The sequence below is a fragment of the Nitrospira sp. genome (assembly GCA_029194665.1).
Classification (GTDB): domain Bacteria; phylum Nitrospirota; class Nitrospiria; order Nitrospirales; family Nitrospiraceae; genus Nitrospira_D.
The window spans coordinates 324,304-348,628 of the sequence record JARFXO010000005.1; the positions used below are offsets into that span (position 1 = coordinate 324,304).

The 24,325-nt window shown below is 56.9% G+C and carries 16 protein-coding genes and 3 pseudogenes; 15 read left to right on the forward strand and 4 right to left on the reverse strand.

The features are described 5' to 3' along the window. Nucleotides 1–313: 313 nt before the first annotated feature. Nucleotides 314–2,593: a hypothetical protein gene (locus tag P0119_17625; protein MDF0667868.1), complete on the reverse strand. Its 2,280-nt coding sequence runs from the start codon at nt 2,591–2,593 to the stop codon at nt 314–316. A gap of 64 nt (nt 2,594–2,657) precedes the next feature. Between P0119_17625 and P0119_17630 the strand changes: the two genes are divergently transcribed. The 7 genes and pseudogenes from P0119_17630 to P0119_17660 all read left to right on the forward strand — a co-directional run bounded on the left by P0119_17630 (nt 2,658) and on the right by P0119_17660 (nt 14,857). Next, complete coding sequence (locus tag P0119_17630) at nt 2,658–4,343, forward strand: hypothetical protein (protein ID MDF0667869.1); 1,686 nt, start codon at nt 2,658–2,660, stop codon at nt 4,341–4,343. Between the two features lie 185 nt (nt 4,344–4,528). Further along, nucleotides 4,529–6,604 (forward strand): putative Ig domain-containing protein, encoded by a 2,076-nt coding sequence (locus P0119_17635; protein MDF0667870.1) that lies wholly within the window; start codon nt 4,529–4,531, stop codon nt 6,602–6,604. 541 nt (nt 6,605–7,145) lie between these two features. Further along, the gene (locus P0119_17640; protein MDF0667871.1) at nt 7,146–7,418 is read left to right on the forward strand and encodes a hypothetical protein; all 273 of its coding nucleotides are present in this window, start codon (nt 7,146–7,148) and stop codon (nt 7,416–7,418) included. A gap of 11 nt (nt 7,419–7,429) precedes the next feature. After that, nucleotides 7,430–8,659, forward strand: a complete 1,230-nt coding sequence (locus tag P0119_17645) for an MdtA/MuxA family multidrug efflux RND transporter periplasmic adaptor subunit (protein ID MDF0667872.1) — start codon at nt 7,430–7,432, stop codon at nt 8,657–8,659. Between the two features lie 47 nt (nt 8,660–8,706). Continuing rightward, nucleotides 8,707–10,684: pseudogene (locus P0119_17650) on the forward strand (efflux RND transporter permease subunit). Nucleotides 10,685–10,688: 4 nt separating this feature from the next. Next, nucleotides 10,689–11,762, forward strand: a pseudogene (locus tag P0119_17655) (efflux RND transporter permease subunit). After that, entirely contained in the window at nt 11,759–14,857 is a 3,099-nt protein-coding gene (locus tag P0119_17660; GenBank protein MDF0667873.1) for a multidrug efflux RND transporter permease subunit, read from the forward strand. The pseudogene P0119_17655 and the gene P0119_17660 overlap by 4 nt, the downstream one beginning before the upstream one ends. A gap of 177 nt (nt 14,858–15,034) precedes the next feature. Here P0119_17660 and groL read toward each other — a convergent pair. The 3 genes and pseudogenes from groL to P0119_17675 form a co-directional block, all read right to left on the reverse strand. After that, nucleotides 15,035–16,670, reverse strand: a pseudogene (gene groL / locus P0119_17665) (chaperonin GroEL). Between the two features lie 56 nt (nt 16,671–16,726). Then, nucleotides 16,727–17,026, reverse strand: coding sequence for a co-chaperone GroES (locus P0119_17670; protein ID MDF0667874.1), 300 nt, complete (start codon nt 17,024–17,026; stop codon nt 16,727–16,729). A gap of 253 nt (nt 17,027–17,279) precedes the next feature. Next, nucleotides 17,280–18,275, reverse strand: a complete 996-nt coding sequence (locus P0119_17675; protein ID MDF0667875.1) for an RNA polymerase factor sigma-32 — start codon at nt 18,273–18,275, stop codon at nt 17,280–17,282. Between the two features lie 303 nt (nt 18,276–18,578). Between P0119_17675 and P0119_17680 the strand changes: the two genes are divergently transcribed. The 8 genes from P0119_17680 to purS all read left to right on the forward strand — a co-directional run bounded on the left by P0119_17680 (nt 18,579) and on the right by purS (nt 24,308). Beyond that, on the forward strand, nt 18,579–19,790 hold the full coding sequence (locus tag P0119_17680; protein ID MDF0667876.1) for a bifunctional 3,4-dihydroxy-2-butanone-4-phosphate synthase/GTP cyclohydrolase II: 1,212 nt from the start codon (nt 18,579–18,581) through the stop codon (nt 19,788–19,790). Nucleotides 19,791–19,863: 73 nt separating this feature from the next. Next, entirely contained in the window at nt 19,864–20,382 is a 519-nt protein-coding gene (gene ribH / locus P0119_17685; protein MDF0667877.1) for a 6,7-dimethyl-8-ribityllumazine synthase, read from the forward strand. A gap of 3 nt (nt 20,383–20,385) precedes the next feature. Continuing rightward, nucleotides 20,386–20,847, forward strand: coding sequence for a transcription antitermination factor NusB (gene nusB / locus P0119_17690; protein ID MDF0667878.1), 462 nt, complete (start codon nt 20,386–20,388; stop codon nt 20,845–20,847). Beyond that, entirely contained in the window at nt 20,840–22,180 is a 1,341-nt protein-coding gene (purB, locus tag P0119_17695) for an adenylosuccinate lyase (protein MDF0667879.1), read from the forward strand. Before nusB ends, purB begins: the two co-directional genes overlap by 8 nt. Next, entirely contained in the window at nt 22,177–22,968 is a 792-nt protein-coding gene (locus tag P0119_17700) for a chlorite dismutase family protein (protein ID MDF0667880.1), read from the forward strand. The genes purB and P0119_17700 overlap by 4 nt, the downstream gene beginning before the upstream one ends. Nucleotides 22,969–22,991: 23 nt before the next feature. Next, nucleotides 22,992–23,696 carry a phosphoribosylaminoimidazolesuccinocarboxamide synthase gene (locus tag P0119_17705; protein MDF0667881.1) on the forward strand — a complete coding sequence of 235 codons (705 nt, stop codon included), beginning with the start codon at nt 22,992–22,994 and terminating at the stop codon, nt 23,694–23,696. A gap of 154 nt (nt 23,697–23,850) precedes the next feature. Beyond that, the gene (locus P0119_17710) at nt 23,851–24,069 is read left to right on the forward strand and encodes a hypothetical protein (GenBank protein ID MDF0667882.1); all 219 of its coding nucleotides are present in this window, start codon (nt 23,851–23,853) and stop codon (nt 24,067–24,069) included. Beyond that, entirely contained in the window at nt 24,066–24,308 is a 243-nt protein-coding gene (gene purS / locus P0119_17715; GenBank protein MDF0667883.1) for a phosphoribosylformylglycinamidine synthase subunit PurS, read from the forward strand. The genes P0119_17710 and purS overlap by 4 nt, the downstream gene beginning before the upstream one ends. Nucleotides 24,309–24,325: the final 17 nt, after the last annotated feature.

Below are 24,325 nucleotides of genomic sequence, written 5' to 3' on the forward strand. Positions count from 1 at the left end.
CTCGGTGTGACGCGGACTCGTCTAGAAGGATAGGCTACTGTCCCTAAGGCTGCCTGTCAACGGGCGAGATCAGGAAAGCACGTAATAGTCGTCGGCACGTCATGTTCCTGTTGCCATAACGAGCTTCTCGCAGCAGCTTGCGGAGAAAACCAAACTCACCTCAGAGTCCGCCGTTAGCTCTCGTCGTCAAAGCGCTACATTAGAAACATTCGTAAAATCAATGTCTTGAGTGGAAGCTCAGGCTCGATCGCGAAGGTCTCGATGGGCAATCTGGGAATACCGGGCAACGATGTGTCTTCATCCTCACCAGAAGTCACACCTTCCCAAACGTCCTGGAAAAAAACTCCTTCACCTTTCCCATATGCTCCTGGACATCTGTTTCCAGATGGCTTGCTCCTGCTTGCCAGTCGTCGGTGGTGTAGCCCACACGGCGGGCGAGGAAGATGAATTCGTCGGAATCGACTGGGGGGAGGACGCGGTCTTTGGCATTACCGCGTACCATGCGGAGACCGTCGATGAGCATGCGGATGAAGAAATAGGCTTTGCGGAGAGACTCGCCGTCTTGTCTCGTGACAATGCCACAATCGGCAAGGGCAGCCAGAGCCTGCATGGTGTTGGGAGTATGCAGGACTGGAAGTCGATGGCCGTGCATGATCTGAAGGTACTGGATCGCATATTCGATATCGACGATCCCGCCGAGGCTATGTTTGAGGTTAATCGTGCCTCGCTCCACGAGTTGCTCCAACTGTTGCCGGCGTAAGTCGAGGGCGACAGGAAGATCCCAAGGTTGGCCGTTGTAGACATAACTATCACGATGGGTCTCGACTCGCCTACCCAGAGCTGCATCGCCCGCCACATACCGCAATTTGATCAACGACTGGCGCTCGAACGGGGCGGCAAAACCTCGGCTACTGTAATAGCTGGTGATTTCATCAAATGGATTTGTCAGCGAGCCCTTCCCACCGTGAGGTCGGAGGCGTACGTCCAGATGAAAGATACCTTCTTGCTTGGCCTCGATCCACTGTAAGAGTTCGGCGCCGAGTCGCTCAAAGTATTCGCTGTTCTCGATCGGCTGCTTGCCGCCGGTCCGGCCTGCGTCGCCATAGACGAACATCACTTCAATATCAGAGGCATAGCCCAGTTCCCTGCCGCCGAATTTGCCTAAGCCGAGAACGGTGAAGGGACAGAGTTTCTTGTTCGCCAAGCGCGGTGGGCCATAGAGCTTGTTCAGTTTATTCTGGCAGTCCTTCAAGCTTCGATCGACGATGACTTCGGCCAGTTGAGTCAGGGCGGCGGAGAAATCCGGCAGGGCCGTATCCGGCTCGACGATATGTTTCATGTCGATGCGGAACAGCTCGCGATCTTTAAAGCTGTTCAGCACCACCTTACGGGCCTCGTCGGTTTTGGCCCGATTCACCAGGCGATCAAGTTCTTTGCGAAGCGTCGCTCGTGGCATCATGAGGGGCGCATCCCGGTAGTCTTGCAGCAGCGGCAGGAGGTTGCTGTACTGGCGACGCAGAAAGTCTTCCCAGAGAAAATCGCTGGCGCCGAGCAGACGGGCGAGCAGAGGAAAGGTCTTCTTATCGCTGAGAAAGGCCAATGCTTCCTGCTGGGCCCTGCCCTTTGCCTGTTGCATCGTTAGATCGAGGAACTGATCAAAGGCTTCCAGGGCCTTGGTCGGGTCGGGAGCCCAGGTGAGAGCATGGGTGAACTGCTTGATGAGGACGGCCGTCAGGCGCAACTGTTGCTGATCGGCCGCATCGGTGAGCTTTTGGCCGTGGCGGTTGCGGACATAGAAGCGATCATGAATCTTCCCGTCCTCAACGTCGAACTGCGCTTTGGAGATATATACATCACGCATCGCGAGGGCGTTGGCGAAGGCGTACAAAAAGGCCGGAGTGTCGTCTGACCGGATGTCCATGACGGTGTCAGTGGGCGAGTGGCTGTTGTCAAACATGATCCGTACCGGATTGAGCAGGCCGCTGAAGGACCCGCGTCGCCTACCGAGTTGTTCGACCAGACGCCGATTTACAGCGAACCGCGCCTCCTCGAATTGCCCTGTGTCGAGCAGGGTGATCACCGAATGGAGCGCGTCCGACAATTGGTCCTGTTGGGCCAGGTCCAGCTCTGCGCCTGGTACCGGAAGGACCCGGAAGATATCCACGATCTTTTTTCGACTCAGACCCGGGCTGCCCTTTGCGCGGACACGCGGTCTGTATCCTGTCCAACCGGCGCGGGCGGTTTGTGAAGCGGTTTTTTCGGCAAAGGTATAGATATGTCCTTCCTCAATGTTGAGGCCGAATGCTGAGAGCAGGCCGCAAATCATGGCGAATTCGGAGAAGTGGTCGTAGGCCACGATCGTGATCTCAAACCGCTTGTCCGGTTGTTCGGCAAAGGTGATGTGACAGGGATGTTCCGGCGTCAGTTGAGCCGTCAATCGGACATGCCGGGCAATCGTCTGAGGCTCAAACCGCCGGAAGTACTCCTGGTCCATGCGGGCGAAGAAATCGAGAAGTAGATCGGATGGAATGTCTGGACAGAGCGGACGAACCGAGTTGAGAAGCGATGTGCGATCAGGAGAACCGATCGGCATAAGCTTCAGTATACCCGAATGGTTTCATTGTGCGTAGAGGAACGGGTCAGTATAATGCCGCGCCATGAGTCATTCCTCTGTACCGCCGCTATTCCCACGAGTTCCGTCTCGGGTTCACAATCCCACGTCTAACCCGGATCCCAGCCCCGTTTTGCTCGCTGCCAAGCGGAATGTCGAGGAAGTGCGAGCCATCTTGTCCGCCTATGGCCTGCATGATCTCGACCAAGCCGACCGCAACCTCGATGCAATGGCGGGTGACCCGGCCCAGCGCCGGCGGCTGGCCGATATCCTCCCGATACTGATGGAATCGATTTCCCGGACGGCCGACCCTGATCAGGCGCTGAACCATTGGGAGCGTTTCCTGGGAAACGTGGCCCCTACAACCTTTCTCGACTATTTGCGAGGCTGGCCCCGCATGCTCGACCTACTCTGCGTCATCTTCGGCAGCAGCGACGCCCTGGCCTTTACGCTGATCCGGGACCCCACGTTGGTCTATTGGTTGGCCGAAGAAGAGGTCCTATCCCGACCTCCGACGCGGAAGGGGATGGAGGACGCGCTTCGCAAGAGCATCGGGCACCTGACTTCCACGGAACTGAAGCTGGACGCTCTGAGACGTGTGCGCCGACGGGAAATGTTGCGCATCGGCGTGCGGGATCTCCTCCGCCTCGCCACCATACCGGAGACGACCGGCTCCTTGTCCGACTTGGCCTGCCTGCTGATTCACGCCGCCTATGAGATTGTCGAGTCTGATCTCAAGCGGCAGTATGGCATTCCCATGCATCGAACTCGGCGGGGACGATGGGTCGAGACGAAGTTTGCCGTGATCGGGATGGGCAAGCTCGGGGGACACGAACTGAATTACAGTTCCGACGTCGATCTGATCTACCTCTATGAGTCGCATCATGGAGAAACCAGAGCGCCGAGAGGGGTGCGTGCCGCCATACCGGCCGGCGTCGGCATTTCCAACGAAGAATATTTTGAGATTCTTGCCCGCGAATTGACCAGGGTCTTGATCGAACCCACCAAAGAAGGCCACGTTTTTCGAGTCGATTTGAGATTACGGGCGGAGGGATCCGTCGGTCAATTGGCGCGCTCGCTGGAAGCGTATCGGAAGTATTATGCCGCACGTGGACAGGTTTGGGAACGATTGGCACTACTGAAGGCTTGGCCTGTGGCAGGTTCCTACGAAGTCGGACAGGTGTTTCTCAAGCTGGTCAAGCAGTTCGTGTTGGGAGAAAAGATGGATCGGGATCAGGCATCGGCGATCGTACAGGATGTTCGTGCGGTCAAGGATATGATTGACGCCAAAATGACGGACCGCGGCCATGCGCAACGCAATGTGAAGCTGGGGACCGGCGGAATCCGAGAGATCGAGTTTTTCGTACAGACCATTCAAATCTTGGTAGGGCGGAAGGTGCCGGCACTACTGGATCGGAGCACGCTCGGTTCGCTGAACCGGCTGGCTCAGAAGAAACTGCTTTCGATCGAAGACCGTGATGCCTTGACGGCCGCCTATCTGTTCCTACGCGATGTCGAACACAAGTTGCAGATGGTCCATGATCTACAAACCCACGCTCTGCCACACGACGGTGTTGAGCTTGAGAAATGTGCCGTGCGGATGGGATATATGGAGAAGGATCGTATAGAAGCCCGCAAGCGCTTCGCGGCAGACCATGCCAGACATACGAAGGCGGTGCATGATCAGTTTGTCTCGTTTTTCTGTCAGCCCGAGCGGTCTGCCCTCTCTTGAAAGCTGCCTTGAAACCAGCGAGTTAAGAACGGGAATTCCGCAACTGGGTGTAACAATGTACTCGGTAATCGTGAATTCGTAAGGTCTCTATCTTTCTGGATAGGAATGCTTCGTGTTAGGGAGCGAGTTTGAATCAACTATTCGGATTTTACGTCGACCCTCGTTGCGTACAAGGAGGTGCGCTGATGGTCTCGTTGAACAGGATTTGCGGATTCTTTCTCATGTTAGGGCTCGTCAGCGGCTGTGGGGGTGATCGCCTTGTCGGAGTAATACCGGTTCCAGCGTCATCGCCAACGGGAACGGTGAAGGGGCAAGTCGTGTCACTGGCGCACGGTTCGCCGGTAAGCGGAGCAACCGTGAAGACGAAAGTAGGGACAACCACAACCGCTGTCGATGGGAGATTTAGCGTACCGGCGCCTCCAGGAGATCGTACCATTGTTCACGTAGAAGCGAACGGATTCGCCGAGGCCTTTCCTGTGGCTCGCGTGATATCGAGACAAGCGACCAACCTCGGTGTGAAGCTTGTGCCGACCGGTGCGACGACAACGGTATCCGTGGCGGAGGGTGATACTGTCTCGGTGCCCCATTCACCGGCTCGTGTGACGATTCCCGCCAATGGTTTGGTGCCGAAAGCAGGAGGGACGTCGGCAGAGACAGTCACAGTTTCGCTGACCCCGATCAATCCGGCCATAGACCCAAATCTGATGCCGGGCGGGTTCAGCGGGATTTCTATAGGTGGTGGGGCGGCGCAGCCGATCGAAAGCTTCGGCGCCCTGTTGGTTGATATCAGGGATAGTGCAGGCACCCGTTACACATTGGCGGAAGGAAAGACCTCGACGATTCGTATTCCGCTCGGGACGCAGTCCGCCAATCCTCCGGCCACAGTCTCGCTCTGGTTCTTGGATGAGACGGCTGGGGTGTGGAAGGAAGAGGGGACCGCGACGTTGCAAGGTACGGCTCCGGATCGGTATTACGAAGGAACGGTCGCTCACTTCCGCTATTGGAACGCCGACGTTACCACAGAACAGATCTTCGTCACCGGCTGTGTGAAGGACGCCAATGGGGAGCCGGTAGCCAATGCCCTTGTTCGAACGGAGGGCATCGATTATACGGGGGTGGCGACAGGTCTCACGGCTGAGGATGGAACATTCCAGGTCGCCATGCGCCAGAACAGCCGGGCGAAGCTCGGTCTCTCTGAATTCGATCAACAGACCTTCAAGTTTGTGCTCATCTCGAACCTGGTGAATGTCGGACCATCGGCAACAGACATTCGGCGGCCCAATTGCCTCGTGAAACTGCCGCGACCCTTGACGATCACGACAATGGTTCATCCCGGAGGCAATGTCGGAGCGATGTACCATCAGACCTTAGAGGCGGCCGGTGGGGTGCCCGGTTATGTGTGGAGTCTGAACAGCGGGTCGCATGCCTTGCCGGTCGGGTTAGCTCTCACCGAGACCGGTACCATTTCCGGCACTCCAACCGCGGCTGGTACCACGATGATCACCGTCAATGTGATCGACTCGGCCGGAGCGACTGCGACAACGGAATTCGCACTGACTATCCACGCACCGGGGGTGCAACCTCTGGCGATCACGACAGCGGCGCTTCCCGCCGGGACCGTGGGCACAGCTTACAACGCCACGTTGATGGCGACGGGTGGCACCGGTGCAAAGTCGTGGAGCATCAGTTTTGGGGTCTTGCCGCCAGGATTGGCGTTGAATCCTGTCAGTGGGGTCATCAGCGGCACGCCGATCCGGACCGGAGCGTTCTCCTGTACGATCCGCGTGCAAGATCACGGTACGCCGTCTCAATCGGATGAGATCGTGTTCGGCACGACGATCAATCCTGCATCTGGAGATGGAGGGAGCTTAGGAACACTCAGTGTGACCGGCGCTCCGACCAGTGTCGGCCGAACATTCGTGGCCGATGGGAGCCTTACGACCACGAAATTTGCCGGTTTTACCGGCGGAGGGATCAATTGGAACGAAACTCGCGGTGTCGGGATTCATGTCACGACAGTGACCGTGTCATTGGATCCAGCGGGTCGTGTGGGCACTGTGGGATTCCTCTACATAGATTCTGGAGGAAGCGGGGGATGGGGGTGCGGGCCCGCCGCAGGCGCCTGTCATGGAGTGACGATCAACCGAACAGCCGGCTCGGCGATCTTCACAAATGTTGTCCTCAGGAGTGCTAATACAAATTCGCCAGGTGACAGTAGTCCGATTACACTCAACGGCATGTTGACCTTTACGCCGTTCTAGGCTGAAACGAAATGTCTGTCGGCCTCTCCTTGACGGCTTGTCCTTGGCTCTGATGCTCACGCTCGCTCGATCGTTAACACAACAACGATCAGCGCAAGATAGACTCAGAGGACAATTGCGCGGATCGGAGCAGCTGGCGGCGCTCGGGAAACTGCTCGACGGGTTGGCACACAAGATCCGAAATCCCTTGGCGGTCATCAGCTTCTTAGCTCTTAGCACCTCTATGTAACCTCAGGGGAGTTCGGAGCGACTAGATGATGGGAGGCTTGTCGGTCATTTTTCTGACGCGAGGTACTATCGTGAGCCACATTGTCGATCTGGGGGGTGCCGACGATTTAGGGAATCCACCTACTGATGGTCGACGGCTCGTCATTCAAACCTGCGTCGGATGAAAGGAGCCTCCTCCGACGCATCGGTCAGGGAGAAACCGAACGATTTGCCGAGCTGATCAGTCGGTATCAACCCCATGTCACCCGCATCGTAGGCCGACGGTTACCAGCCGATCATGTCAAAGAGGTTGTCCACTCAGCACGAGCGGATTATGAAATGTCTCACGCAGGGACTGTCGCTCACGACCCGACAGCAACTGGAGATCGAGCCGATCGTGGGTCGAGCTCACGTCGCAAATCTCGATCTGCGGTTTTCGCATCAAGGGGAAATTGAACAGATCTTGAGCGAGGGGATGGCGGGCATGAAAGGGAAACTGTCCCCGGAGCAGCAGTCGGAACTGGACAAGATGTATGCGGGACTGCAACAGCATTGGCGACTTTCACATGACTATCTGGAAGCTCACAAAAATGGCGCAATGCCCTAGCAGGCAGCGGCATGTCTGAACCGATTCGCTTTGCAACTACCGTGAAACGTTGGGTGCTCGGTCTGTTAGCGGCCTGTCTCCTTGCGCTGGGAGGGTACGCACTCCTGGCGAAATCGGACGAGAATCCGTCGCGTGCCGGTCAGGCATCGGGAGGCGCGCGCTCATTTCCGGTGGCGGTGGTGGAGGCCAAGACGGGTGACATCGGTATTTATCTCAACGGCCTCGGGTCGGTCGTGCCGTTGAATACGGTCAATGTGAGGAGCCGGGTCGATGGGCAACTCATGAAGGTGCTGTTTCAGGAAGGACAGATCGTTCGGAAGGGCGACCTCTTGGCGGAGATTGACCCGCGACCGTTCGAAGTGCAATTGCTCCAGGCTGAGGGGCAGATGGCTCGCGATCTGGCGCAATTGACCAATGCGCGCCTCGACTGGCAGCGGTACAAGGGGTTGTATGAACAAGGCTACGTTCCCAAGCAACAATTGGATACTCAGGATGCCATGGTGCGTCAGTTGGAAGGGATCGTAAAGGCCGACCAAAGCCAGATCGACAATGCCAAATTGCTGCTGGGCTATAGCCGCATCACAGCGTCCATCAGCGGGCGGGTGGGGTTGCGTCTGGTGGATCCCGGGAACATGGTCCACGCAAACGACAACAATGGTCTGCTGGTCATTACGCAACTCATCCCGATCGGGGTCGTCTTTGCCATTCCGGAGGATAATTTGCCGGGAGTTTTGGAACGACTCAAAGCGGGTGAACATTTGTCCGTCGATGCGTTCGACCGGGAGCAGAAGAAGAAACTGGCCACCGGCGTTCTCCTGACGGTCGACAATCAGATCGATCCCAATACTGGTACTGTCCGGCTCAAGGCAGTATTCCCGAACGAGGACGGCGCATTGTTTCCAAATCAGTTCGTCAATGCCCGCTTGTTGTTGGAGATGAAACATGGAGTCACAATCGTGCCATCCGTCGCCGTGCAGCGCGGAGCAAAAGGCACCTTCGTCTATGTTGTGAATAACGACCGGACAGTGGCCGTCCGGACCGTTACGGTTGGTGCATCTCATGGCGATGACACATCGATCACCTCTGGTCTCTCGCCCGATGAATTGGTCGTAGTGGACGGCACCGAGAAACTCCGCGAAGGCAGCAAGGTCGAAGTGCGAAAGCAGAACGACCAGCCCATCAAAGATCTTGACTCTCTCCCATCGGGATCCGAGATGCAGCAGCAGGGCGCCAAATCGTGAATCCGTCCCGGCTCTTCATCATGCGGCCTGTGGCGACCGCCTTATCGATGGTCGCCATTCTGCTGACCGGAGCGCTGGCCTATCGGCAGTTGTCGGTCTCGGCCCTTCCCCAAATTGATTACCCTACGATACAGGTCTCGACCTTTTATCCCGGAGCCAGTCCTGACGTCATGGCATCGTCCGTGACCGCGCCGCTTGAGCGACAGTTCGGGCAGATGCCTGGCCTGAGTCAGATGACCTCAACGAGTTCGAGCGGCTGCTCAGTGGTGACGCTGCAATTTAGTCTCGATCTGAGCTTGGATGTGGCCGAGCAACAGCTACAGGCTGCGATCAATGCCGCCTCCACGTTCCTCCCGCGTGATCTTCCGAACCCGCCGATCTATAACAAGGTCAATCCGGCCGATGCGCCGATCCTGACGTTGGCCCTGACGTCCAGTACCTTGCCGTTGACTCAGGTCGAGGACCTGACCGAAACCAGGCTTGCCCAGAAAATCTCCCAGCTCTCCGGCGTGGGACTCGTCAGCATCAGCGGTGGCCAACGGCCGGCCGTGCGTATCAGGGCGAATCCCCGGGCCCTGTCGGCCTACGGATTGACGCTGGAGGATCTGCGCATGACCGTGGCCGCTGCTAACGTCAATCAGGCCAAAGGCTCGTTCCACGGGCCGCGGAGAGCCTCCATCATCAACGCGACCGATCAGTTGCTGTCGAGCCGCGAGTACCGCCCACTGATCGTCGCCTACCGCAAGGGGGCGCCCGTCCACTTATCCGACGTCGCCGACGTCGTCGACGACGTGGAAAACGTCAGGCAGGCGGCCTGGATGGATGAGACACCGGCCGTTCTTGTCAATATCCAACGGCAACCGGGAGCCAATGTCATTGAAGTGGCGGATCGCATCAAGAAGATTCTGCCGCAACTCCAGAGCGCGTTGCCGTCCTCCGTGCAAGTGACGATGCTGACTGACCGGACCACCTCTATCCGTGCATCCGTTCGCGACGTGCAGTTCGAACTGATGCTCGCCGTTGTCCTCGTGATCATGGTCATTTTCTGTTTCTTCGCACCCTGTCGGCTACGGCCATTCCCACCGTGGCGGTTCCATTGTCGCTCGTGGGCACCTTCGGCGCGATGTACCTGATGGGGTTCAGCCTCAACAACCTGACCTTGATGGCGCTCACGATTTCGACCGGTTTCGTCGTTGACGACGCAATCGTCATGATCGAAAACATCTCGCGATACATTGAGCGGGCGAGTCCCCGTTTCAGGCCGCGCTCAAAGGATCTGAGCAGATCGCGTTCACGATTCTGTCGCTGTCCATCTCGCTCATCGCGGTGCTGATCCCGCTTCTCTTCATGGGGGACGTGGTTGGGCGCTTATTTAGGAATTTGCCGTCACGCTGAGTATCACGATCCTGATTTCGGCCGTCGTCTCTACTCACGGTGACACCGATGATGTGCGCTCGGCTGCTGCGCCACCGCCGTGTGGCGGAACAAGGAGCCTTCTACCGCCGGACGCAGCGGGTGTTCGACCGCACCATCGAAGCCTATGGGAGGACGCTCCGCTGGGTACTGAACCATCAGCTCGCCACGCTAACGTGGCGGTCGGGATGCTCCTGGTTACGATCGTACTGTACATCGTCGTTCCAGGGCTTCTTCCTGTGCAGGATACAGGGCGATCCTGGGCATTTCCGAAGCGGCTCAGTCGATTTCGTTCGCTGCCATGGCCGAACGCCAGCAAGCGCTGGCTCGCGCCATCCTCGCCGATCCGGCCGTGGCCAGCCTGTCTTCCTTCATCGGCGTGGATGGGATCAGCACGACGCTCAACAGCGGACGGATCCAGATCAACCTACGAAACCCGTAGCCGAACGCCGGGTCGGCGTGCAAGACGTGATTTTTCGGCTGCAAGATCATGTGGCGAAAGTGGACGGCATCACCCTGTTCCTTCAGCCGATGCAGGATTTGACCGTCGAGGATCGGTCAGCCGCACCCAGTATCAGTATACGTTGGAAGACGCGGATCCGGTGGAATTGAATCGATGGGCTCCACGCTGGTCGAGGCGCTGCAGGCCTTGCCCGAACTGCGCGACGTGGGCGGCGACCAACAGGACAAGGGGCTCGCGTCCCTCTTGATCATCGATCGCAGTACCGCCTCGCGGCTTAGCATCACGCCTCAACTGATCGTCGATACGCTCTATGACGCGTTCGGGCAACGACAGGTGTCCACCATGTTCACCCAGCTGAACCAGTATCGCGTTGTGCTCGAAGTCATGCCGGAATTCCAGAACGGGCCGCAGGCCCTCCAGTTTCTCGACATTCGATCGTGGACCGGAGGTCAGGTTCCGTTGAACGTGTTTACCAGTTTTCCGAAACGACGACCCCGCTGGCGATCAGCCGTCAGGGCAGTTTCCCGCCGTCACCCTGTCATTCAATCTGACGGCGGGAACTTCCCTCGGTGAGGCCGTGACAGCGATCGAACGAGCAACGCAAGCGATCGGACTTCCGACCAGCATTCGGGGGAGTTTTCGAGCACCGCCCAGGCGTTCCAATCATCGTTGGCGAACGAAACGTGGCTGATTCTCGCGGCGCTCATCACCGTCGAGATTGTGCTCGGGATTCTGTATGAGAGTTACATTCACCCGCTTACGATCCTGTCCACGCTGCCATCGGCGGGAGTCGGCGCACTCTTGGCGCTGATGCTCTTCCAAACCGAATTCAGCGTGATCGCGCTGATCGGGATCATTCTCTTGATCGGGATCGTGAAGAAGAACGCGATCATGATGATCGACTTTGCGCTCGATGCGGAACGCAAAGAAGGAAAACCGCCGGTAGAGGCGATCTACGAGGCTTGCCTGTTACGTTTTCGGCCGATCATGATGACGACGATGGCCGCTCTGCTCGGAGCGCTACCGCTGGCCATCGGTCCCGGAGTCGGGTCAGAACTGCGGCATCCGCTCGGAATCGTCATCATCGGCGGGCTCGTACTGAGTCAGGCGCTGACGCTGTACACAACGCCGGTCGTCTATCTCGCATTCGACCGCCTAGCGAGCCGTCTCCGTTTGCGGCGGTCATCGACACTCAGGACGGAAGCGGTGCCTCCCGACACGCTATGAATATTTCCGCGCCATTCATCCGGCGCCCGGTGGCCACAATCTTGCTGACCGTCGGCGTGACCCTCCTCGGCATCGTGGCGTTCCGGTTCCTTCCTGTCGCCGCCCTGCCGCAAGTGGAGTTTCCAACGATCAGCGTTTTGGCCAGGCTGCCCGGCGCGAGTCCGGAAACCATGGCGACTTCGGTCGCGGCACCGCTTGAACGCCAGTTCACGCGTATCGCCGGCGTGACGGAGATGACCTCCACCAGCATGCTCGGTTCTTCGAACATCACTCTACAGTTCGAACTGAGTCGCGATATCGACGGGGCTGCGCGCGATGTTCAGGCAGCGATCATGGCGGCGCGCAGCGATCTGCCGGCCAACCTCCCGAGTCGGCCTGCGTATTACAAGGTCAATCCGGCTGATGCGCCGATTCTGATCCTGTCCTTGACCTCAGAGATCGCGAGCCGTGGTCGGATGTACGATGTCGCTTCCAGTATCATTCAGCAGAAACTGTCGCAGATCGACGGTGTGGGTCAGGCCTATGTGGGAGGGGGCTCGCTTCCCGCAGTGCGCGTCGAACTCAACCCGACGGCGCTCCACAAGTACGGGATCGGACTGGGCGAGGTCCGTCGGATGTTGAGCGAAACGAACGTGAATCGCCCGAAAGGTCAGCTTTCCGATGGGAAACGAACCTGGGAAATCCGGACCAATGACCAGCTCTACGAGGCAGAAGATTATCTGCCGTTGATCGTGAGTTACCGCGAAGGCAGCGTCGTACGACTCTCGGACATCGCGACCGTGGAGCACTCGGTCGAGGATCTACGAACCATGGGTGTGGCGAACGGCATACCGGCAGTGCTCATCATTATCAACCGACAGCCGGGAGCGAATATCATCGAAACCGTCGACCGGATCAAGGCCATGCTTCCGCGGCTGGAAGCGTCGATTCCAGGGACGATGACGCTCTCGGTCATGGGCGACCGCACGCCGGCCATCCGCGCTTCCCTACATGACGTTGAACGGACGCTGGCGATCTCCGTATTCCTCGTGATCCTGGTGGTGTTCTTGTTTCTCCGGGACGTCCGCGCGACGCTCATTCCCTGTGTGGCGGTCCCTGTCTCGCTGATCAGCACGTTCGGGGTGATGTACCTCCTGGGATACAGTCTTGACAACCTCTCACTGATGGCGCTCACGATCGCGACCGGATTTGTGGTGGACGACGCGATCGTTGTCCTAGAAAACATCAGCCGATATCGTGAGCGGGGCCTGGCTCCCATGGAGGCAGCTCTGCGTGGCGCGCGGGAGATTACGTTTACGGTCCTGTCGATGACGTTGTCGTTGGTCGCCGTCTTTGTCCCCATCCTCTTCATGGGGGGGATGATGGGTCGGCTGTTCCGAGAATTTGCCGTCACACTCGCAGTGGCGATTCTCGTTTCGCTCGTCCTGTCGCTCACTACCACGCCCATGATGTGTGCCAGGGTGCTGAGGTCAGACCAGGGACAATCTCATGGGTGGTGGTACCGCCTGAGCGGGCGGTTTTTTGAAGGGATGCTCGCCGGATACGCCCGGAGTCTCTCCTGGGTTCTCCGCCATCCTCGCGGAATGCTCGTGTTTACGCTAGCCACGATGGTCTTGAGCCTGTATCTCTACACGGTCGTTCCTAAAGGGTTTTTTCCTCAACAGGACACCGGTCGCATGTTCGGGTTCATTCAGGCGGCACAAGACATTTCGTTCCAAGCCATGCGTGAGAAGCTTACCGAAGTTGTGGATATCATCAAGAGCGACCCGGCAGTGGAAACGGTAACCGGATTCAGCGGCGGGGGTGGTGGCACGAATTCAGGCCGGATGTACATTACGCTGAAACCGCTTCAGGAGCGGCAGATCAGCGTGGACCATGTTATCGCGCGGTTGCGTCCCAAGCTGGCCCAGGTGCCGGGCGCCCCAACGGTGCTGCAGGCGATTCAGGATCTGCGCATCGGGGGTCGGGCAAGCAGCGCGCAATACCAATATACCCTTCAGAGCGTGGACCTAGCCGAGCTGAACACATGGGCGCCCAGAGTAGAGCGCCGTCTTCGAACGCTCAGCGAAATTGTGGATGTCAACAGCGATCAGCAAGACAAGGGGCTGCAATCGCTGGTCGTGTTTGATCGGAGCACCGCTTCTCGACTCGGGCTCAGCCCTCAGCTCATCGATGACACCTTGTACGATGCATTCGGCCAGCGTCAGGTTTCCATCTTGTATACGGCGTTGAACCAGTATCACGTCGTGATGGAAGTGGCACCGCAATACTGGCAGAACCCTTCCACGCTTCAGGAGATCTATGTGCGGTCTCAGACAGGGGAACAGGTGCCGCTGAGCGCGGTGACGCGGTTTGAACCCACGAACACGCTGTTGCTCGTCAACCATCAGGGGCAATTTCCCGGCGTGACGCTGTCGTTCAACATGCCTCCCGGCGTGTCGCTGGGCGAAGCGGTGGAGGCCATCGAGAAGTCGATGCGGGAGATTGGACTGCCGGGCGGTATCCAAGGCAGTTTTCAGGGAGCAGCCAGAGCGTTTCAGTCATCCGTCGAGAATCAACCCTTGCTGATTCTTGCCGCGCTTCTGACGGTCTACATCGTGCTGGGCATTCTGTACGAGAGCTATATCCATCCGCTGACGATCCTCTCCACGCTTCCGTCCGCCGGCGTCGGTGCCTTGCTCGCCCTGCTCCTGTTCAAGACGGAATTGAGCATGATTGCGCTCATCGGCATCATTCTGCTCATCGGCATCGTGAAAAAAAACGCCATTATGATGATCGATTTCGCCTTGCAGGTCGAGAGGAAGGACGGCGCACGGCCGGAGGAGGCGATCTACCGAGCCTGCCTGCTGCGTTTCAGGCCGATTATGATGACGACGATGGCGGCCTTGTTCGGCGCCTTGCCATTGGCCATAGGAATGGGTGAGGGATCGGAGTTACGGCGGCCACTCGGGATCGCCATCGTCGGTGGTCTGTTCGTCAGCCAGTTGCTCACCCTCTATACGACGCCGGTCGTCTATCTCTATCTCGATCGAATGCGACGGAGCTTCTTGCGAATCTTCTCCAGAGCAGCGGAAAGCAGGCCACTTCTCAAATGATCATGATCGGTCCAGCCCGTACCTATCGGCTATGGAAGATGTGATCCTGTGGTGCGTGTAGTGGCGGTGATGCCGGGGTATGATCGATCTGGAAACACGAAGGGCCCGATGGTTTCCCACCGAGCCCTCCTGTTTTACTCCGAGCTAGCAGCTATACGCCATTAGCTCCCTACGTATTTAGTACATCCCCTCCATGCCGTGGCTGTGGCCGCCACCCGGCATAGCCGGTTCTTTCTTCTCCTCGGGGAGTTCGGTGATCATGACCTCCGTGGTGAGCATCAAACCCGCCACACTGGCGGCGTTTTGTAGCGCCGTCCGCGACACCTTGGTCGGATCGATGATGCCGGACTTGATCATGTCGACATATTCGTCCGTGGCGGCGTTGTACCCGCCATTGACGTTCTTCTCTTCCCGAACCTTGCCGACGATGACCGATGCCTCAGCCCCGGCATTCGCGGCGATCTGTCGGATCGGCTCCTCGAGCGCGCGCCGGACGATATCGAGGCCGACTTTCTGCTCCAGTGGGACATCCTTGAGTCCATCGAGCCCCTTCACGCAGCGGAGATAGGCCACGCCGCCTCCTGGGACGATCCCCTCTTCCACTGCCGCCTTGGTGGCATGCAGCGCGTCCTCGACCCGAGCCTTTTTCTCCTTCATCTCCGTCTCGGTTGCGGCGCCGACATTGATGACGGCCACACCGCCCACGATCTTTGCCAAGCGTTCTTGCAGTTTCTCGCGATCGTAGTCGGATGTGGTTTCATCGATCTGGGCCTTGATCTGCTTCACACGCCCTTCGATCTTTTTGGAATCGCCGTAACCTTCCACGATCGTCGTGTTGTCCTTATCGATCGTCACGCGCTTGGCGCGGCCGAGATCGGTCAGCTTGACGTTCTCGAGCTTGATGCCGATGTCTTCCGAAATCACCTGGCCGCCGGTGAGGATTGCGATATCCTCCAGCATGGCCTTGCGACGATCGCCGAAGCCAGGCGCCTTCACCGCCGCAACGTTCAACGTGCCGCGCAGCTTGTTCACGACGAGAGTGGCCAGCGCTTCGCCTTCGACTTCTTCAGCCAGGATGACGAGCGGTTTGCCCATCTTGGCCACCTGCTCGAGCAGCGGGAGCAGGTCCTTCATGCTGCTGATTTTCTTTTCGTTGATCAGGATGAGCGGCTCTTCCACGGAACATTCCATCCGCTCCGCATTGGTGACGAAATAAGGAGATGTAGCCGCGATCGAACTGCATGCCCTCGACCACGTCCAGCGAGGTGGTCATCGACTTGGCTTCCACGGTGATGACGCCGTCCTTGCCGACCTTTTCCATAGCCTCTGCGATGAGGTCCCCAATGGTCTTGTCGTTGTTGGCTGAAATGGTGCCCACTTGAGAGATTTCGGTCTTGCTTTGGCACGGCTTGCTGAGCTTCTTGAGTTCGGCGGTGATGGCCTCGACGGCCTTGTCGATCCCTCGCTTGATCTCCATCGGGTTGGCCCCGGCAGTGATGTTCTTCGCACCTTCACGAAAGATTGCTTGGGCCAACACGGTTGCAGTGGTCGTCCCATCGCCCGCCGTGTCACTGGTCTTGCTGGCCACTTCGCGGACCAGCTGGGCACCCATGTTTTCGTATGGGTTTTTCAGCTCGATTTCCTTAGCTACCGTCACGCCGTCCTTGGTGATGGTCGGTGCGCCGAATTTCTTCTCCAGACGTGCGTTCCGACCCTTCGGCCCGAGTGTCGCCGTCACGGCGTCCGCGAGCTGGTTCACCCCTTTCAGGATGGCCGCTCGTGCTGTATCGCCGTACATGAGTTGCTTTGCCATTGGATTCCTCCGGTTATCGTTTTTGTATGGTTTCCTGGGTTGCTTGCGACATGAACCTAGCTCGTGAAGACCCCGAGGATGTCTTCCTCCTTGAGGATCAGGCACTCCTCGTCCTCAATCCGAAGCTTGCTGCCCGAATACTTGTCGAACAGCACATGATCACCGACCTTGACGTTCTCCACTTTCTTTCCGACTGCCTGAACCACGCCCCGTTGAGGCTTTTCTTTCGCTGAATCCGGCACATAAATGCCCCCGGCAGTCCGATCCAATTCCTCGGTGTATGTGACAAACACCCGTTCGCCCAAGGGTTGGAAGCCCTTGGCCACATTCTTCTTTTCCTTCTCAGCTGTACCCATAGCAGAACCTCCTCCTGATGAAAGTTAACTCGTTAGGTGTTGATGGCTGAAAATTGGGCGGAACTCGCTTGCAGTCCCGGCAGCCTGTAACTTGTGTGGAGATAGGCCTTCGTTCACCTAAGTCAAGAGGGGACTCAAGGGATTTTTTGTCATGTCCACTTTCTCGTCGCTGCGAGATCTTGTTCGTCCTAACCTATTGAGAAGTAAGTATTCTTTGCGCATTTGCGCGACTGGAGCGGGATGAGTAGGGCTATCACGCCCGCAATCGGTCAAAATCTTTGATGTCTTTTTTAAGATAATCACGGAGGCGTTTGATGATGCGGGCTTCTAATTGCCGGGTTCGCTCCTTCGTGATGCCGTATTTGTCGCCCAAATCATCGAGGGTCAGCGGGGAGTCGGACAGTATGCGATTTCGCAGAATATCTTCATCTCGTTCTTCCAGTGTCTTGATGAACTCGGCGAGCTTTGCCCTGAAGAGGGTCTTGAGCTGATGGTCGGCGATCTGTTCGTCCGCCGGTTCGTGGTGGGACGGCAAGACATCAAGTAGTGTGCTGTCCTGGTCTTCGCCGATAGGCTGGTCCAGCGACAACTCCCAGTTGCCAAGGCGCTGATCCATTTCGATCACGTCTCGCTCGCGCACGTTCAGACGATCCGCGAGCAATTTGGTGTCAGGAGCGAAGCCCTCCCGCTCGAGCTTGGCCTTTTCCTTTTTTAAGTTATAGAATAGCTTCCGCTGATCCTGAGTCGTCCCGACCTTGACGAGCCGAAAGGTGTGTAAGAGGTAACGGAGGATATAGGCCCTGGACCACCAGGCTGCATAGGCATAGAAGCGCACGTTTTTCGAGGGGTCGAATTTCTTGATGGCTTGCATCAAGCCGACGTTCCCTTCTTGAATCAGATCCATGTGGTCGGCACCGGTGTGGAGATACTCGGCTGCAATCGAGACCGACACACGCAGGTTGGCCATGATGAGTTTAACTGCCGCCTCGCGACTGCCATGCGTCTGGTACTCCTGAAAAAGCTGAAGCTCTTCCTCCTTTGACAGATAGGGGTATCGGCGGACTTCGGCGAGGTATTGCTGTAGGGCTGTGAACGGCACTACCGCAGTCGTGTCCGATCGAGGGACTGGCTCCTGCTCAGGAGCAGGACTCAGCTCGGCGCTGATAGGAAACTCATGTGGGTCCGCTTGAGAGGGTTCGCCGTCTTCGGGCTCCTCCAGCTGTAGGTCTGTCTCGTCGAGGATGGACATACAGACGGCAGACTACACCAGACTGCTAGGTCGCAACAATGCTGAAAGCGGACCCAAGCACCATATCAGACCCCTTCACTGTGAACTCTGCGGACGTGGAGATGACTAAAGGCAGGGGCTTCTCTCAACTGTATGATCGGAAATTGTCGGCATGGAAACCTCTTTATCCGAATAGGACTCAGGGGGCGGCCCATTTTTTGATTGACAGTTGGGACAGAAACGAGGTTATGTGGCACCCTCCTAGTTGCTAAATCTTCGATGTTTAATGGTAAATTGTCGTACCGTGACCGATAGGACTTAGACATGGCCACTCCGTTCGATAGCATCGAAAATGCGATTCGCGACATCAAGAAAGGAAAGTGCATTATCTTGGTGGACGATGAGGATCGGGAAAATGAGGGTGACTTAGTCATCGCCGCGGAGAAAGTCACTCCGCACGTGATCAACTTCATGGCCAGGCACGCACGAGGTCTGATTTGTCTGACGCTAACGCCCGACCGAGTGGAACAACTGCAATTGCCTCCACAGGCAGCGGAAAACACCGCGACCTTTGGGACTGCCTTTACCGTCTCGATTGATGCCCGTAGAGGCATTACGACAGGGATCTCTGCTGCGGACCGAGCCACGACCATTCATGTGGCCATCGACCCTACGAGCACACCGGCCGATTTGGCCAGACCTGGACATGTTTTTCCCCTGAAGTCGCAAGTTGGTGGTGTATTGAAGCGGGCTGGTCAGACTGAAGGGTCCGTCGATCTCGCGAGGTTGGCTGGGCTTACGCCAGCTGGCGTCATCTGCGAAATCATGAATGAGGACGGCACAATGGCTCGCGTGCCGGAACTCACCAAGTTTGCGAAGCACCATAAACTGAAGATGGTTACGATTAAATCTCTCATCGAATACCGTATGCAGCGCGAAACTTTTGTGAAGAGGGCGGCGAGCGCCCATTTACCGACAATGTTCGGCGAGTTCGAAGCAGTGGCATTCGAGAACCTGATAGACAACGTCACGCATATCGCGTTGGTGAAAGGGCGAGTAGACGATGGAGAACCAACTCTGGTGCGTGTGCATTCGGGATGCCTAACGGCTGAAGTGCTGGGATCGCTACGATGTGATTGCCGAGATCAACTCCATAAAGCAATGGAGATGATTCAAAAAGAGGGACGCGGGGTGCTGCTCTATTTGAATAAACAGGAGGGGCGCGGGATTGGATTGCTGAACAAGATCAAGGCCTATGGGCTTCAAGATAAAGGTAGTGATACGGTCGAGGCAAATCTGAAGTTGGGTTTTAAGCCTGACCTGCGAACGTACGGTGTAGGTGCGCAAATCCTTGTGGATTTGGGGCTGCATGCGATCAGAGTGATGACGAATAACCCGCGGAAGATCGTCGGGATCGAAGGATATGGCCTCAAAGTCGTCGAACGTGTTCCGATTGAAATTCCCCCGCGCGCGGCGAATGTCCGGTATCTTCGGACGAAGAAGGCGAAATTGGGCCATCTTCTCAAGAAAGTTTGATGTGCTGTTTCAGCTCAAGTCCGATGTCAGGAATTTCAGACAGGGCGGCAGTTGAAAGATGAAGTACAGAAGGATGGGACGCTCCGCGGTGGGATTTCGAATCGGCATTGTCGCGGCGAAGTTCAACCAACAGGTCACGAACAAATTACTGAATGCCTGCGTCGATACGCTGAGTGCCTATGGTGTCCGTAAGGAGAGCCTTCATGTCGTGCGGGTACCGGGGGCATTCGAAATTCCACTTGTCGCGCGCGCCATGGCCAAGTCCGGTCGGTTTGATGCGGTGATTTGCCTGGGGGCGGTCATTCGTGGCGACACCCCACATTTTGAGTATATCTGTGCTGAGGTCAGCCGAGGCATCGGTCAAGCGGCTTTGGACACCGATATTCCGATCATTTTCGGTGTGTTGACCACCGAGACAGTTGCGCAGGCAGTGGAGCGCGCGGACCCGAGGCAATTCAACCGTGGCGGCGAGGCGGCGAAGTCTGCGATCGAGATGATGATGGTGATGAGACAGGTGAACAGGATCAGACAGAAATCGGATGCGGGGACATCGGTTGCACCCCGGATGGCCGCGCGGCGGCTTACGAGCTAAGGTATGGGAGCTCGTCATCAGGCGCGCGAGCGAGCCTTGCAGATTCTGTTTCAGCATGACATTCACGGAAAGGCTGACGTGCCGCTCGACGAATTTTGGCATGAATACTCGGCGTCCGAGGAGTCCAAAGCGTTCGCGGAAGGGTTGGTACAGGGTGTGCTGGAGCATAAAAATGAACTCGATGCTACCATCGGTAAGTATGCGACGAATTGGACGGTGAACCGCATGCCGGTCGTCGACCGCAACATCCTGCGTGCCGGACTGTACGAGTTACTATGGTTGGATGAGGTGCCTGCAAAGGTCACCATGGATGAAGCTATCGAACTCGCGAAAAGTTTCGGCGATGACGATGCCTCAAAGTTCGTGAACGCGGTTCTCGACAAGGTCTTGGCGACCGAGTCGCGGTTGGCCGCAAAACGGGCGGACCCGGATCGGGCGGTTGGTGGGAGAGCCGACAGTGATTGAGCGTTACACACGTCCCCAAATGAAGGCCATCTGGGACCTGAAGCACAAGTATGAGATCTGGTTGGAGGTTGAGCTGCAAGCCTGTGCGGCCTTCGAGCAGGCCGGGCAGGCGCCACGTGGGACGGCGGCGAAAATCAGGAAAAAGGCCAAGATCGATGTTGAACGGATTGCCGAAATCGAAAAGGTTACCAAGCATGATGTGATCGCCTTTCTTGAATCGCTCATGGATACGGTAGGGCCGGAACATCGGTTTCTCCATATGGGACTCACGTCTTCGGACATTGTCGATACGTCGCTTGCCGTACAAATGACCGAGGCGCTCGATCTGATTTTGAGGGGAGTCGAGGAGCTTCTCGTCGTGCTGAAACAGCAGGCGCTCCGCTACAAGAGCCAGGTCATGGTGGGACGGTCGCATGGCATTCATGGTGAGCCAATCTCATTTGGTCTGAAGATGGCCCTGTGGTACGAAGAAGTCCGACGTCATCAGGCACGGTTGCGGCAGGCTCGGAACGAGATTGCCGTCGGCAAGTTGTCCGGCGCGATGGGGACCTTCGCGCACCAGGCGCCCGCCATCGAAGTATATGTGTGTGACAAACTCGGCTTGAAGGTGGATCCCGTCTCGAATCAGGTCGTCCAACGTGATCGCCATGCCTTCTATGCAACGGCGCTTGCCTTGCTTGCTGCAAGCATCGAGAAGTTTGCTACCGAGATTCGTCATCTTCAGCGCACGGAAGTGCTCGAAGCCGAAGAATTTTTCTCCGAAGGACAAAAGGGATCGTCAGCGATGCCTCACAAACGGAACCCGATTGTCTCGGAGAACCTCTGCGGCTTGGCTCGGGTGGTGAGGGCCAACAGCGTCGCAGCGATGGAAAACGTCGCACTCTGGCATGAACGCGACATCAGCCATTCGTCCGTCGAGCGGGTGATCATGCCGGACAGTACAATCTTGATCGACTACATGCTTGCCAAGGTGACGGATCTGATGAAGCACTTGGTCGTCTATCCGGATCGAATGAGGCGGAACCTCGAACTGACGGGCGGACTCATTTATTCGCAGCGGTTACTGTTGACCTTGGTTGAGAAGGGGGCGCAGCGAAAGGAATCGTACGAAGCGGTTCAGCGCAATGCCATGGCATCCTGGAGGGGAGGGGGCGCACTACAAGAATTGGTCCTCAAAGACCCTTTTATTTCACAGCATCTCACAAAGAGTGAAATTGCCGCCTGTTTCAACCCGACACATTATCTGCGCCACCTGGATCAGATCTATCGGCGGGTGTTCGGACGCAACAGGCAACGATCGCCCGACATCAGAACGAAGGGAGCGAGATCATGACTCGGTTACCTGTCAGGTGGCTGGTGCTGATTTGGTTGATGGTTGGTTCCTGGGGATCGAACGCTCAGGCGGCGGATCGAGAGAAGCTTCTCACTGAACCGGGAGCCTACGGCACGTTCGCCATCTTCGCGCTCAATGAGGAGTGGACGAAGCAGGACCCAGCGACGCGGATCGTCCGTCTGACCTCGCTGAAAGGTGTGGTGGAACAGCATCGAGAGCATGTGGCAATCGATCTGTACCTCCTTCGAGGACTTTCCGATCAAGGCGACCTCATGTTCCGTATTCATGCTGCGGAATTCTACGAGACTCAGGAGTTTCTCCTGGATCTGCAGAGCAGCCAATTTGGGAAACAGCTCAAAACGGTCGGGATCATGCACGGGCTCACCAAGAAGCCGAATTATGTGCCGGGCTTCTCGGATCAGATGAAGGCTGACTTGAATGCCATCAGTGAGCCCGGCAAGAAACCCTTTGCGATTGTGATTCCGATCCGGAAATCGGCCGACTGGTGGGGGCTGGATCAGGAGAAACGGGCCGCGATGATGCAAGAACATACCACCGCCACGCTGCCCTACTTGAAGACGGTCCAACGGAAGCTCTATCACTCCAGCGGACTGGACGATCAGGACTTCATTACCTATTTTGAAACCTCCAAGCTGGAAGACTTCCACAGCCTGGTGCTGTCGCTCGAAAAAGTGCAAGAATTCCGCTATACGCGGCGATTCGGACATCCGATCCTACTCGGTACGATGAAATCGTTGGACGAGGTTGTAGAACTGTTGGCGCAGTAAGTTGAACCATGTGAGGTCCGATCATGGCGACGGGCGAGCTTCTGTACGAAGGCAAGGCGAAGAAGATCTTTTCGACGGGAAATCCCGACCAAATCGTGCAGTATTTCAAGGACGATGCGACGGCGTTCAACGCACAGAAGCGCGGCACCATCGTCGACAAAGGCGTCATTAACAACAAGGTCTCGGAGCGGCTTTTTCGGCTCTTGGAGCAAGCTGGGATAGCGACACACTTTGTGGAGCGGTTGAATGACCGTGAAATGCTTACGAAGAGAGTCAGGATCGTACCCGTCGAAGTCGTGATCCGAAACGTCGTGGCGGGCAGTTTGGCCAAACGGCTCGGACTGAAGGAGGGGAACCGGGTGGATCCGGCGGTGGTTGAGTTTTATTACAAGAACGACGCTCTTGGCGATCCGTTGGTCAATGACGATCACCTGCGGCTGATGAATGTTGCGACGCCAGGCGTGTTGCGTGAGTTGCGTGAACTGGGGCACGGGATTAATAAGGTCATCAAACCCTTCTTCGCTGAGCGGATGATGCAGCTCGTCGATTTCAAGCTCGAGTTCGGAGTCTTTCACAATAAACTGATTCTGGCAGACGAAATTTCTCCGGATACCTGCCGTTTCTGGGACATGACGACCGGTGAGTCGATGGATAAAGATCGGTTTAGAAAGGATATGGGGAAGATCGAGGAGGCATATCAGGAGGTGTTGAAGAGGGTTTGCGGGTGAGAAGGGGACGGCGGGATCATCCTCATTGCTCGCGCAACGCGCATGCGGGACTGATTTGAGTGCGAACAGATCGGGCGATGCTCGTTGCATGCGCGCAGTTGAGGACAACCCCGCCATCCCCTTCAAGAGAGAAAGGGGAGGAGAAAGGGAAAAGATGCTGAGGGCATATCTGAATTATGGCCTGATCGCATCGGTGGTGGTTTGGGCGGCCATCGTTGGAGTGATGGCCTATCGGTTGAACGAGTCGCCCTGGCGGTGGGCGTTCGTTGGGCTGGTATTTGCCGGCGGACTGACCATCGCGGCCATCTTGTGGATCAAGAAATATGTGGATCGGTTGAACGAAGCCGATGAAAAGCGGGAGACCAAGTCGTGAAAGCCAAAATTCATGTAACGTTGAAGCAGGGCATCTTGGATCCGCAAGGCAAAGCTATCGAACATGCGCTGGATTCCATGGGATTCAAGAATGTCGCAAATGTTCGCGTAGGAAAGTACATGGAGCTGGATCTTGATCAAAACGATAGGACCAAGGCTGAGGCCGAGATCAAAGGCATGTGTGAAAAGTTATTGGCGAACACCATCATTGAAGAGTATCGGTACGAATTGCAAAGCTGACTGAACCTCAACGTCCT